The sequence below is a fragment of the Micavibrio aeruginosavorus ARL-13 genome, assembly GCF_000226315.1.
Taxonomy (GTDB): Bacteria; Pseudomonadota; Alphaproteobacteria; order Micavibrionales; family Micavibrionaceae; genus Micavibrio; species Micavibrio aeruginosavorus_B.
The window spans coordinates 516,393-529,210 of record NC_016026.1 but is presented as its reverse complement, the minus strand read 5'-3'; the positions used below and the strand labels follow the sequence as shown (position 1 = coordinate 529,210).

Annotated in this window: 11 protein-coding genes; 7 read left to right on the top strand and 4 right to left on the bottom strand. The window is 55.5% G+C overall.

Features of this window, described 5'->3' with window-relative positions:
* Positions 1 to 1,350, top strand: a complete 1,350-nt coding sequence (locus MICA_RS02345; RefSeq protein WP_014102069.1) for a mechanosensitive ion channel family protein — start codon at positions 1 to 3, stop codon at positions 1,348 to 1,350.
* A gap of 56 nt (positions 1,351 to 1,406) precedes the next feature.
* On the opposite strand, the gene MICA_RS02340 is transcribed toward MICA_RS02345, so the two are convergent.
* Together MICA_RS02340 and MICA_RS02335 are read right to left on the bottom strand one after the other, a co-directional pair.
* The gene (locus MICA_RS02340) at positions 1,407 to 1,958 is read right to left on the bottom strand and encodes a carboxymuconolactone decarboxylase family protein (protein ID WP_014102068.1); all 552 of its coding nucleotides are present in this window, start codon (positions 1,956 to 1,958) and stop codon (positions 1,407 to 1,409) included.
* Positions 1,959 to 2,046: 88 nt separating this feature from the next.
* Entirely contained in the window at positions 2,047 to 2,610 is a 564-nt protein-coding gene (locus tag MICA_RS02335; RefSeq protein ID WP_014102067.1) for a peroxiredoxin, read from the bottom strand.
* Between the two features lie 148 nt (positions 2,611 to 2,758).
* On the opposite strand from MICA_RS02335, the gene MICA_RS02330 reads away from it, so the two are divergent.
* From MICA_RS02330 to MICA_RS02315, 4 genes are all read left to right on the top strand, one after another.
* Positions 2,759 to 3,679, top strand: a complete 921-nt coding sequence (locus MICA_RS02330; RefSeq protein ID WP_014102066.1) for a hydrogen peroxide-inducible genes activator — start codon at positions 2,759 to 2,761, stop codon at positions 3,677 to 3,679.
* 11 nt (positions 3,680 to 3,690) lie between these two features.
* On the top strand, positions 3,691 to 4,611 hold the full coding sequence (trhO, locus tag MICA_RS02325; RefSeq protein ID WP_014102065.1) for an oxygen-dependent tRNA uridine(34) hydroxylase TrhO: 921 nt from the start codon (positions 3,691 to 3,693) through the stop codon (positions 4,609 to 4,611).
* A gap of 50 nt (positions 4,612 to 4,661) precedes the next feature.
* Positions 4,662 to 5,990 (top strand): dicarboxylate/amino acid:cation symporter, encoded by a 1,329-nt coding sequence (locus MICA_RS02320; RefSeq protein ID WP_014102064.1) that lies wholly within the window; start codon positions 4,662 to 4,664, stop codon positions 5,988 to 5,990.
* 105 nt (positions 5,991 to 6,095) lie between these two features.
* Positions 6,096 to 6,683 carry a hypothetical protein gene (locus MICA_RS02315; protein WP_014102063.1) on the top strand — a complete coding sequence of 196 codons (588 nt, stop codon included), beginning with the start codon at positions 6,096 to 6,098 and terminating at the stop codon, positions 6,681 to 6,683.
* On the opposite strand, the gene MICA_RS02310 is transcribed toward MICA_RS02315, so the two are convergent.
* Entirely contained in the window at positions 6,680 to 7,774 is a 1,095-nt protein-coding gene (locus tag MICA_RS02310; protein WP_014102062.1) for an MraY family glycosyltransferase, read from the bottom strand. The two genes, MICA_RS02315 and MICA_RS02310, sit on opposite strands and share 4 nt — an antisense overlap.
* Positions 7,775 to 7,842: 68 nt before the next feature.
* Positions 7,843 to 9,624: an FAD-dependent 5-carboxymethylaminomethyl-2-thiouridine(34) oxidoreductase MnmC gene (gene mnmC / locus MICA_RS02305; RefSeq protein WP_014102061.1), complete on the bottom strand. Its 1,782-nt coding sequence runs from the start codon at positions 9,622 to 9,624 to the stop codon at positions 7,843 to 7,845.
* An 87-nt stretch (positions 9,625 to 9,711) separates the two neighbouring features.
* Between mnmC and MICA_RS02300 the strand changes: the two genes are divergently transcribed.
* Together MICA_RS02300 and MICA_RS02295 are read left to right on the top strand one after the other, a co-directional pair.
* Positions 9,712 to 11,835, top strand: a complete 2,124-nt coding sequence (locus MICA_RS02300) for a M3 family metallopeptidase (protein WP_014102060.1) — start codon at positions 9,712 to 9,714, stop codon at positions 11,833 to 11,835.
* Positions 11,836 to 11,984: 149 nt separating this feature from the next.
* Complete coding sequence (locus MICA_RS02295; protein WP_236619943.1) at positions 11,985 to 12,797, top strand: hypothetical protein; 813 nt, start codon at positions 11,985 to 11,987, stop codon at positions 12,795 to 12,797.
* Positions 12,798 to 12,818: the final 21 nt, after the last annotated feature.

The following is a 12,818-nucleotide window of genomic DNA, read 5'->3' as shown; positions in this document are numbered from 1 at the left end:
ATGACGGGACAGACAAACCCGGCCACAGAAGAAAGCCTGGCCGAACTCACGGCGGAGGTTTTGGATATTGATCCTGAAGCCCTGAAAAACTGGGGCGAGCATGCCGCTGACTGGACCGCCACCCATGTGCTGACACTGGATACAGCCATTGAAGTGGGCATAATCATCACAGCGATTGTTGCGGGATTCCTGATCGACAAGATATCGTCGGCCAAACTGGCCCAGATTATCAACCGTCTGCATGCGCCCCATATTGTCAAACGCGTCTTGCAGAAAATTCGTAAATCTCTGGCTCCGGTCAGCATTTTTATCCTGCTATCGCTGTGCCTGACCATCGCACCCTCTCTTGTACCGGATATCCGGCTGGAGCTGGTTGATGCCGTCACGCGCCTGACGGCGGCGTGGATCGTGATCCGGCTGGTGGTTCAGATCGTTCATAATCCGACCATGCGGAATGTAATTGCCTTTATCACATGGTCGATTGCGGCGCTCAGCATCTTTGGCTTTCTCGACAACACGGTTGAGGCGTTGCATGCAACATCCCTGACCATCGGCGATTTCCAATTGACGGCGCTGACAGTGGTGAAATGCCTGATCGCAACCATGATCATGGTCTATATCGCGTCCAGCATATCGCGCACCGTGGAACGCCGCCTGATCAATATTCCGGGCATGACCAGCGGATCGCGCCTGTTGATCGGTAAAATCGTTCGCATCGTCCTGACCATTCTGGCGGTGATGATCGGCCTGACCATGGCGGGGATCAATTTGTCGGCACTGGCGGTCTTCTCCGGTGCGGTTGGTATCGGGGTTGGCTTGGGTCTGCAACGCGGCGTGTCCAACCTGTTTACGGGCATGATGCTGCTGATGGACCGCACCATCCAGCCGGGCGATGTCATTGAATTGCCCACGGGCGGTGTTGGGACCGTGAAACAAATGGGATCGCGATGCACCGAGGTGATCACGCTGGATCGGCGGTCCTACCTCATCCCGAACGAGGAACTGGTAACCCAGCCCGTCATCAACTGGTCACGGGGCGGGCGTGAAAGCCTGGTCAGTGTTGTGTTTGGCGTTGATTACAGCCACAACCCGCACCAGATCATCACCTTGGCCAAGGCCACGACGGAGGGGCATTCCCGTATCCTGCAATTCCCGGAACCGTCTTGTTTGTTCACCGGCTTTGGGGACAATTCGCTGGATTTCCAATTGAATTTCTGGATCGCGGATCCGGAAAACGGCACCGCCGGAATCAAAAGTGATATTTTACTGGCGTTGTGGGATGTGTTTGATGAACACAATATAAAAATCCCCTACCCGCACCGGGAAGTCTTCATTCACAACAAATCATAAGAACAAAAAAACCCGCCATCACTGGCGGGTTTTTTATTGTTCGATCCGTCCGTGGACTAGGCGGCTTTAGCCAAGCCCTGCTCCATCGCAGCAGCACCATCAACAATCGCGGCGGCAGCGTTGATCACGGCGGCGATACGGACGGCGGCTTGAACTTCGGCTTTTTCAACGCCGGCCTTCATCAAAATCGCATCATGCGCGTTCACGCAGAAGCCACAGCCATTGATCGCGGACACCGCCAGCGACCACAATTCGAAATCAGCCTTGTCCACGCCCGGGTTGCCGATCACGTTCATACGCAGTTTGGCCGGCATGGTTTTGTAATCAGCGTTGTCGGACATCCCGACGAATTTATAATAAACGTTATTCATCGCCATGATGGCAGCGGCGGCGCGGGCGGCGTTCAGGGCCTCCGGCGATAATTTCGGTGCGGCTTCGGCCTCGACCAGACGGATAATGTCCGCATTCCGAGCCCCATGGGCACAGGCCACGAACGTGCCCCATTTGCGTTGGTCGTTCAGGGTTTCTTCCGAGGCCAGCGTGGACAGGTTCAGGCGAATATCTTTCGCATAATCGGGGATCAGGTTTTGAATGGCTTCAATGCTCATCATCTTACTCCTTGGATTGACAGTTTGAACCGATGCGGAAGGTCGGTGCAGGTATGAACCAACCTTCCTGACCGATTCAAATCCTCAATTAAGCGGCTTTGAGATCGATAACGTCGCCACCAACCGGACGGTTGCACGGGCACAGTTCGTCCGTTTGCAAAGCGTCCAGAACGCGCAGCGTTTCTTTCGGGTTGCGGCCAACATTCAGGCCGTTGACCGTGACGTGTTGGATCACATTGTGCGGATCAACAACGAACGTCGCGCGCAGGGCAACGCCCGCATCGTAATCACGAATGCCCAGACCATCGACCAGGGACCCGTTGGTATCGCCAAAGCTCCACTGATCCAGGTTGGCCAGGTCTTTATGTTCACGGCGCCAGGCCAGTTTGCAGAATTCGTTGTCCGTGCTGCCGCCCAGAACGACGCAGTCACGATCGGCGAATTCTTTGTTCAGTTTCGCGAACTCAACGATTTCAGTCGGGCACACAAAGGTGAAATCCTTCGGGTAGAAGAAGATGACTTTCCATTTCCCTTCGAAGCTGTCCTGCGTGATGGTTTCGAACGCGGATTCACCGTTTTCTTCGTGCTTCATGAATTTCGGTTTTACACCGGTGACGGAAAAATCCGGGAGACGATCGCCAATACCGAGCATTGTGCTGTTCCTTCTAAGTTTTGGGGTTGGAATTGAAATCGGGAGCACCATGCCCCCTTCGCGCCCGCGAAATCAAGCGAGAATTTTCATTGCTATCAATCGTTTTTTCCGATAAATAGCCCTCGCACCCCGAAAATAAAGGCAAACCATGAAGACGCTGCCCAGCCTGCGGCAATTACAATATCTGTTAGCATTGTCCGAAACCCTGTCTTTCGGACGCGCGGCGAAATTGTGCCATGTCACGCAATCAACATTGAGCGCAGGGATTCGCGATCTGGAGGCCCTTCTGGGCCAGCCCGTTGTGGAACGGACCAGCCGCCGCGTCACCCTCTCCACCTTCGGGCGCGATTTACTGCCCTATGCCCGCACCACACTGGATCATGCGGAGCGGCTGGTTGATCAGGCCCGGGCCCGGCGCACACCATTGACCGGGGCCTTGCGGCTGGGGGTTATTCCCACCATTGCGCCCTATCTTCTGCCCGACATTCTGCCCGGCCTGCACGCCGATTATCCGGCGCTGGATCTGCATCTGCGCGAGGATATGACCGCCCGGCTGATCACCGCGCTGGATCGCAATGATATTGATGCCGCATTGATCGCCTTGCCTTACGAGGCAAATGGCATGGTGCAGATGGAATTGTTTTCGGAACCCTTTGTCCTGGTTCAGGCTGCGGATCAGGGCGCGGCCCTGCCCCCGCACATCACGCTGGATGCGCTGAAGGATCAAACCATCCTGCTGCTGGAGGATGGGCATTGTCTGCGCGATCACGCCCGTGAGGCCTGCCACCTGCAAGACCACGCAAAGGAAAAAACTTTTAGCGCCACCAGCCTGCCCACCCTGTTACAGATGGTCCAGCACGGATACGGGGCCACCTTGTTGCCCGCCATGGCGGTCCGGGCCGGGTTTTTGCCCCAAGGGCTTCAGATTCATGAATTTAACGCCCCGGCCCCCCGCCGTAAAATCGGCCTGGTCTGGCGGCAAAACAGCGCGCGCGGGGCGGAATTTCGCCTGCTGGGCCAGCATATTGCCGCAAATGTTGAACAGAAAAGCCAAGCGGGGTATAGGTAAGGCCCCATTCCATGGTGATGAACATGACGAACACATATCCGTATAAAATCGCGGCCCTGTACCGCTTTGTTGCCCTGTCTGATATTCCGGCCCTGAAGGACCGCATTGCGGCGGAATGCGCGCGCCTGAACATCTGTGGCACGTTGTTGCTGGCACCGGAGGGAATCAACGGCACCATCGCCGGCGCGCCCGACGACCTGGATGCGATTGTGGATGTGCTGGATGAATTGTTTGCCGTCCGCCAGGGTGAATTGAAATATTCACACGCATCGGACAAACCCTTCAAGCGTATGAAGGTTCGCCCGAAAAAAGAAATCATCACCATGAAACAGCCGGAGGCCGACCCGACGAAACTGGTTGGCACCTATGTCGCGCCGAAAGACTGGAACGCGATCATCAGCGATCCCGATGTGGTTGTTCTGGACACCCGCAACCAATATGAAACTGCCGTGGGCACATTCCGTGGCGCAATTGACCCGAAAACGGAATTTTTCACCGAATTCCCGGATTTCGTGAAACAGCATCTGGACCCGGCCAAGCATAAAAAAGTCGCCATGTATTGCACCGGCGGCATCCGTTGTGAAAAAGCATCCAGCTATATGCTGTCGCAGGGTTTTGAAGAAGTGTATCACCTGAAGGGTGGCATTCTGCAATATCTGGAAGATATTCCGGCCGAAGAATCATTGTGGGATGGCGGGTGTTTCGTGTTCGACCAACGCGTCGCCGTGACCCATGGGTTGAAAGAAGGCACATGGGATATCTGTCTGGGCTGCGGCCATCCGCTGACCCCGGAGGAGCATGACCATGACGCATACGAAGCGGGCGTCTCCTGCTCCCACTGCCATGCGGGATTAAGCGACGAGCGCAGGACCATGCTGCGCCAACGGCACAATTTCCTGATTCGCGAACGCGGCGAAGGCACACGGGCGTAATTTTTCCGCCGATTTTGGGACTTCAGCCAAGTCATGGTAGCCTGTTGCCCATGACACAGGATACTGCAGCCACGGCCAATCCGGCCCCATCGGACCTCCTCCCCCTCAAATTACCGCGCCGTTTGTGGCTGTGGATTTTGATTGGCCTTGTTACGGGCCTTGGCACGGGGTTGATCCTGTCACCGGATGCGGGCGGTGTTTTGAATGCCGATCAAGCCGCACCGGTGGGGGAATGGCTGGCTTTGCCGGGCGTGATCTTTCTGGGCCTGATTCAAATGGTCATCATCCCGCTGATTTTCAGTTCCATCATTCTGGGCATTTGCCAAAGTGGGGAATTAAGCTTCCTGCGCCAGATTGGACTGCGGCTGGTCCCTTATTTTATCCTGACCACAATCGTTGCCGTGGTCATCGGCATAACAATCAGCACGGTGATCAATCCCGGCAGCATGATCGACAGTGCCGACATGCAAAACACGTTACACATTGCCGAACAACAGGCCGCAAACCTGCAGCAAAAGACGCTGGACGACCTGACCGTGCCGCAACGCATCGTCAATATGCTGCCCGTAAATCTGGCGGAGGCCAGTCTGCATCGTGATATGTTGAAAATCGTCATTGCGGCTTTGATGTTTGGCGTGGCTATTTTATCCATGCCTGCCCGCACCGCGCGCCCTTTAATTGAAATCAGCGAATCCGTGCAGGCTCTGACCATGCAGATTATCGGCTGGGCCATGACCATTGCGCCGCTGGCCGTGTTTGGATTGCTGGCCGATATCACCACGCGCACGGGCAAGGACGTTTTGGTCGGCATGGGCGGGTATGTCATCACCATCCTGCTGGGGCTGGCCTGTATCATGGTGTTTTACATGATCATGGTGCGGTTCGTGGCCGGACGATCTGTGGTGGATTTCATGCGGGGCATACGCGAAGCCCAATTGCTGGCGTTCTCATCCTCCAGTTCGGCGGCGACGATGCCGGTGTCCATGCTGGTGGCGGAACGCAATCTGGGGATTCGCCCGTCCGTGACACAGGTGGTTATTCCCCTTGGCGCGACCATCAATATGGATGGCACCGCGATGTATCAGGCGGCGGCGGCAATCTTCCTGACCCAGGTGTTTGGTGTAGACCTCAGCCTCGGTGAAACGGTTCTGCTGGTCTTGACCACCGTGGGGGCGTCGATCGGTACGCCCGCCATTCCCGGCGTCGGTATTGTTGTTCTGGCCACGATTTTGACCGGCATTGGCGTTCCGCCCGCAGGCGTTGGGCTGATTTTGGGTGTCGATCGTATTCTGGATATGTGCCGCACCGTGGTGAATATCAGCGGCGATCTGACCGCCTGTACCGTCATGGACCGGTGGGTTCCGCGCAAAAAGCCTTAACCCATTGGGATAGAATGCCCTTTTACGCCAGACTTGTAAAAAAGTCTTAAGACCTCATATCTATAATTATCTGATCGAAAGAAAAAGGGTCAGAGTGAGGTGTGCATGGTTGCGGATTCAGAAACCACATCATCCAGCGTTAAAACCAACCTGCTTGGCACGTTGGAGCTGGCCCTGTTGATGCCACAGGGTACAGATCGGTTTTCAAATGACCGCGACACGGCGCTCCGCTCCTTTATCGTGCCTGCCCTTTTATTTCCAGCATCGTTGATTGCCGTTTATATGTCGCCTGGCGCGATGGCCGATACCTCAACAAACACGATCGCCCTGCTTTATTCCCTGCGCCTGTTTGCATCATGGGTTTTGTTTTTTGGGTTTGTGTACTGGATTCTGCGCGAAGTTGGGCGGATGGATCATTTCTATCGCTTCGTTACCGCCAACAACTGGTTGACCGTTCCGGCCACGGCGATTTTTATTCCCGTCGCCCTGATGGTGGTCACCGGGTCGCACACCATGACGGATCTTTATCCATTTATGCTGTGCCTGATGGGCTACACCTATTTCTTTACGGCCTTCATGGCCGCGCATGTGTTACGCGTGCCACTGGAATTTGCCGGGTTTCTGGCCTTCATCGCTTTTGCCATTGATCAGGGCACGACCGATTTCGTGCAATGGGTCGGCGGAATCCTTTAATCCGCTGCTTTTTCGCCGCGCACGCAACGCAACGCCCACGCGGCCAAACGGCGGAATCGCCGTGGGCGCAGGCTGATGTAAATATGCATAAACAGCATGGCAATCCACGCATAGGATAAAACCGGCTCCGGCGCCCCCAGAACCATGCCACCAATCCCCACAGCCCCCGTCCCAAACCCGATCAGGCACAGCGCTGCCATAGTCCAGCCCACGCTGACCCCGGCATTGACGAAATGGTGGTGGAAGTGGTTCCGATCAGCGGAGAATGGATGACGCCCCTGCGCCACACGGCGGGCAAATTGCGCGCATGTATCAATAATCGGTAACGCCAAAATCCATGCGATTGAAATCGGCTGGATCACGCCCGTACCCGGTTTGGCCAAGGTGATGCAAAACCACGCGAGCGACAAGCCCAGCGCCATGCTGCCCGAATCCCCCAAAAAGACGGAAGCCCGTTCGCGTAACGGATGCCGCATATTATAGGCCAAGAATCCGGCCAGCGCCGCCATCAGCACCGCGACCTGCACTGCCGCATCATGCGCCCCACCCAACAGGCACGCGACCAGCAACCACGCAAAGGCCACGAAGCTTTTCCCACCAGCCAGACCGTCCAGCCCATCAATCAAATTGATGGCGTTGATCAGCAGGACCGTGGCCACAACGGAGAATGGAATATCAATCCACCCAAGCCAGACATCACCAAAGCCAAACAAATTACCCAGCGACCCAACACGCGCCCCGCCGCCAATAACGATCAGAAACGCGGCAATAAATTGCGCGACAAATTTCCAGCGCGGAGAAATCGCGAAACGGTCATCCATGGCCCCGGCGAAAACGATCACAGCCAAAGCCGCAATAAAGTACATGAAAGCGGAATCGATCAGACCCGATGCAAACAGCACCGCCACAAAAACCGGGAATACGACCAGTCCGCCCACAGGCGGCACCAGACCGGCATGATCCTTGCGCCCGCCCGGCGCATCAACGAACCCGGTGCGAATGGCCAAACGTGCCGCCAAAGGCACACAGGCCAGAGCCACCACCAACGCCACAACAGCCCAGACCAGAATATCGACGGAGTTCAAAACCATTTTAACGCTCTTTATGAAACCGGGCGCCAGTGTACCGCGCCAAAGACCAGAAATAAAGCGGCCGGAGATCAGCCTTTCTGAGCCGTGCGACGGGCAAAACGACCGGGATTCAGGGCCTCGACCACATCCCCGGGCAGGGACCACACCCCACCCCCGATGATGTCCGCCAAAATGCGCGCCCCGGCCACGGACGATACAATCCCATGCGACCCATGCGCCGTGGTGACATAGAGACCGGGTTGATCCATCAACGCCCCGATGACCGGGAAACGGTCCTGAGCCGCGCACCGCAATGCGGCCCGCGCATCCACGACCGGACCGGGCGCAAAAGCGGGCACCGCACCGCGGGCCTGATCCAGAATATAGATATTGTCTTCATCGCGCAGGTTTGTGGTATCCAGCCATTTCTGGAATGTCGATCCCATCACCTGCACGCCATCTTGAGCCGCACCAATATAGCCACCAAAACAAAGATTAGCGCGCGGCGCGGGCGTTCCGGCCTCAACACTCATAATTTGCCCCCGTACGGTATGCAGCGGCAACGCGGCCAAGGCTGGATGTTTCAAACAGTCAATCCCGGCGGCCAGAATAACAGCGTCAAAGGATTCCCCCCCGACATTCCACCCCCCCGCTTCGTCATCCCGACGAACAATAGAAGAGATATCCACGCCATTACGGCATTCAATGCCTTGCGCCATTGCGCGGCAGAATTCACGGGGGCTGACTTGCCTGCCATCGGGCAGATACAGGGCCGCATCATCCACGCGCACACCCGCAATCGCGGATGCCGTATCCGCATCCACAATCTGCATATGGTCAGCATGCCAGCCCCAATGATCGCGACAGGATGTAAAGCGTTTTTCCTTATCCGCATCACGGATCAAATGCAGGTTGCCGCAGGCCGCAAACCCGGCGCCCGGATACCGCGCCGCAACCCGCAAGGCCCGCGCGTAGGCAGAGGCATAGAAATCAGAATCGTGGGAGCGCAACGCGCTGATCCGCGGATTGATCATACCGCGCACATTGCCTGAGGCCCCGGCCGCGATATCATCCCGTTCAAATAAAACCACACGGTGCCCATCATCCACCAAGGCCCGGGCCACAGATGTTCCGGCCAGCCCACCGCCGATCACGGCGATTTTTTGATGTTGTGATTGTGGTGCGGCATGGACCGTCCCCGGAAATGATCCGGCCAGCATGTGCCATTTATACCCAAATCCACGTTTCCGATTGACCGTGTAACCAAGTTCGCGCATAGCGCGCTTTACAAATCCCGCCGCAGTAAAGGTGGCAAATGTGGCCCCCGGCGCGCATAACCGCGCCATACCGTTAAAGACGGTGTCCGTCCACATGCCCGGGTTTTTCGCCGGAGCAAACCCATCCAAAAACCACGCATCGACGCCGCCCGGTATAACCACGCGCGATAACGCGGCATTTACATCATCGAAAATCAGGGTCAACGTCACGCGCGGCGATAACTCAATCCGATGCCACCCGGCGACGCGAATGGGATAATCGCGCAGCAACGCATCAATGCGGTGCTGGCCCAATTTGTCCGCCCACGGGGCCAGAACTTCGGCAATCTGATTTTTGGTCAGGGGGTAGAGTTCGAAAGACACCAGATCCAGTTTCAAATGGGCTGGCGCAACATCATCAAACAACGCCCACGCCGAAAGCATGTTCAGGCCCGTACCAAACCCCGTTTCGGCGATGGTGAAGCGGGCCCGATCCGCCATGCCCTCCGCCCAGCGCTGCGCAAGATTATTACCCCCGAGGAACACATGTTGCGTCTCGGCCCAGCCATTGGCGGCAGAAAAGTAAATATCATCAAATATTTCCGACCGGATCATATGAAAAACTTGCCCTTTCCAAGGCCCCGTCTTAAAACTGACCCCAACCATATACAACAAAAAATGAAGAACAGGGACGTTAAAGCCATGACGACGCACGACGACACCACGAATCCGCTGATCAACCCGCCCGCTTTGCCCCATGGTGTGCCGGCCTTTGACCGGATCAAAACCGAACATTTCAAACCCGCGTTCGAGCATTTTTTGGCACAGTCCCAGGCCGCGCTGGATGAAATCCGCTTTAACCCCGACGCACCGACATTCGAAAACACGATCGAGGCGCTGGAGCGTTTGGACGGGATCATGCATCCGGTTATCAGCGCGTATTACAATTTTACATCGTTTAACACATCCAAAGAATTGATGGAGATGAGCGAGTGGGTCACCAACCTCCTGACCCCGCACCACATCGCCATGATGCAGGATGAAGGCTTATTCGAACGCGTTAAAACGATTTACGATGATCGCCAGAATCTGAAACTGTCGACTGAACAGAAAACATTGTTGAAAAAAACGTATCGGGGTTTTCTTGGCACGGGCATTCATTTGCCCCCCGAAGGCAAAGTCCGCTTTCAGGAAATTTCCGAAGCTCTGGCCAAGGCGAGCGAAGAATTCGAACAAAACAACATCAAGGATGCCGAAGCAAATCCGATTATCGTGGATGATATTGCGCAACTGGATGGCATACCCAAAGACGTCATTGGCGCTTACGCCATGGCCGCAGAAGAAAAAGGCCTGACAGGCAAATGGTTGATCAGCGATGCCGCATCAACGCCCGTCCTGATTTACGGCAAAAACCGTGATTTGCGCGCCCGCGTCCACACCGCCGGAATGGAACAATCCACCAGCGGCACATACGACAACCACGACACCATTATGAAGATCATCACCCTGCGCAAAGATCAGGCCAATTTGATGGGGTTTGAAACCTATGCACACATGGCGCTTAGCACGCGCATGGCCAAAAACCCGGAAACGGTTCTGAATTTCCTGGATCGTAACTTAAAAGCCTATCGCCCGCGGGCTGAGGAACATCTGAACCGTATTCAGAAACTGGCGAAAGATATGGATGGGATCACCGATTTCAAACCATACGATTACGCCTATTATAACAATATCAACATGCAGCGTTCGTTTAACATTGATAACCAGGAAATCCGTCAGTATTTCACGCTGGACAATGTATTAAAGGGCGTCATGACTCATGCGGAAAAATTGTTCAACATCCGCTTCACCGCCACGGACGGAAAATATCCGGTTTGGAACAAGGATGTTAAAACATTCGACGTTCATGACCAGAAAACCGGAAAACAGATTGGTGTTTTCTACGGCGATTACTTCGCCCGCAGTGGCAACAAGCAAGATGGCGCGTGGATGAATTCATTTCGCAATGCCGGGATTGATCAGGATGGAAAGCAACAAATTCCGCTGATTCTCAATTGCTGCAACTTCATCAAACCGGCCCATGGCGAGCCAGCACTGCTGTCGTTGGACGAAGTGATTACCGTTTTCCACGAAATGGGTCACGGGTTGCATGGATTGTTGGGCAAGGGGCGTTATCCGTCCCTGAACGGCACGAATGTCACCCGAGACTTCGTTGAACTGCCCAGCCAGGTTCAAGAAAACTGGGCCCTGGAAAAGGACGTTTTGAAAACCTATGCCTTCCACAAGGATACGGGCGCTGTTATTCCAGATGCCTTGATTGATAAAATCATTGCCAAGGGTAATTATGCCGCCGGATATGCGGGACTGCGCCAGACATTTTTTGGCCTGCTTGACATGGAGTGGCAGATGATTGACCCGGCCAACGTTACATCCGCCGAGGATGTTGAGGACTCTGTCATCGCCCGCGCCTGGTTGATGCCGCGCAATGGCAACGGCATGATGTCCACGTCATTCGGCCACATTTTCCCGGGCGGGTACGCCGCCGGATATTACGGGTATAAATGGGCCGAAGTTCTGGACGCTGATGTCTTCGCAAAGTTCAAGGCCACGGATTTGTATGACCGGAAACTGGGCGATGATCTGCGCCGCCATATTTATGAGAAGGGCGGCACGCGTCAGGCCTCGAACCTGTTCCGTGCCTTCATGGGCCGGAACCCTGACCCGGATGCGTTGTTACGCCGCGAAGGCTTGTTGCCCGCCAACGACAACGCAGGCACCGCGCCGCAAGCCACCCAAAAACGCAAGGGTCCGACCCCGGCACCTTAACCCCCACCCCTTTTAAAGAAACGGTGCCCCCAAGCGGAGGCACCGTTTCTTTTTATCCAGCGCCCAAACTTATGACAAACATGCCTTGACCCAGCGCCTTGAAAGCCGGACACTGCCCTATATTTATTTTCATGCCGGAGATTTTGATTATGCGCGCTTTTGCCCTTCTGACCAGTGTTGCCGCCCTGTGCCTGTCCATCCCCTTGGCCACACCCGCCATGGCGCAGGTGGAAACGCCCATGACCGTGCGCGTCATGGCCAAGGATGCAAAATTTATCGGCACGTCCATGGGCGGCGCGCATGTGGTCATCCGCGATAAAATGACGGGTGATATTATTGCCAACGGCGTCACCCACGGCGGTACGGGCGATACAAAAAAAATCATGGCATCACCCCGCGCCCGCGATGCGGTTCTGGTCGATGATGACAGCGCGAAATTCGATGTGTCCGTTGATCTGGCCCACCCGGTGCCCGTGACCATTTCAGCCACAGGCCCGATGATAGCCCGGGGCAACGCCGTCACGACCAGCATGGATATGATTCTGATCCCCGGCAAAGATTATTCAACGGGGAATGGCATCCTGCTGGAACTGCCTGGCTTTTCGATTGATATTGTTGCCCCCGTTGCTGGCCAAACCGCCGCGCACGATCCGAATAAAATTATCGACATCACCGCCAACATCACTAAATTATGCGGCTGTGCCGTGGGCACCGATACGGCGTGGGATCCCAGCCGCTATGACATTGAAATGGCGCTGTACAAAGGATCCGTCCCCGCTGGCACCATCAAAATGCAACCCGGCAAAACAGCGGGCGAATTTGTGGCCAAGGCCCGCATGCCCGAACCCGGCACATATCAAATTTACGTGACAGCGTTTGACCCGATGACCAAGGAAGGCGGCATGGCCGCCAGCAGCATCGTATTGACGCCAAGCGATCAAGAAAAAACCGCCCAAAAATAACTAAAAAGGAAAGAGTACCAT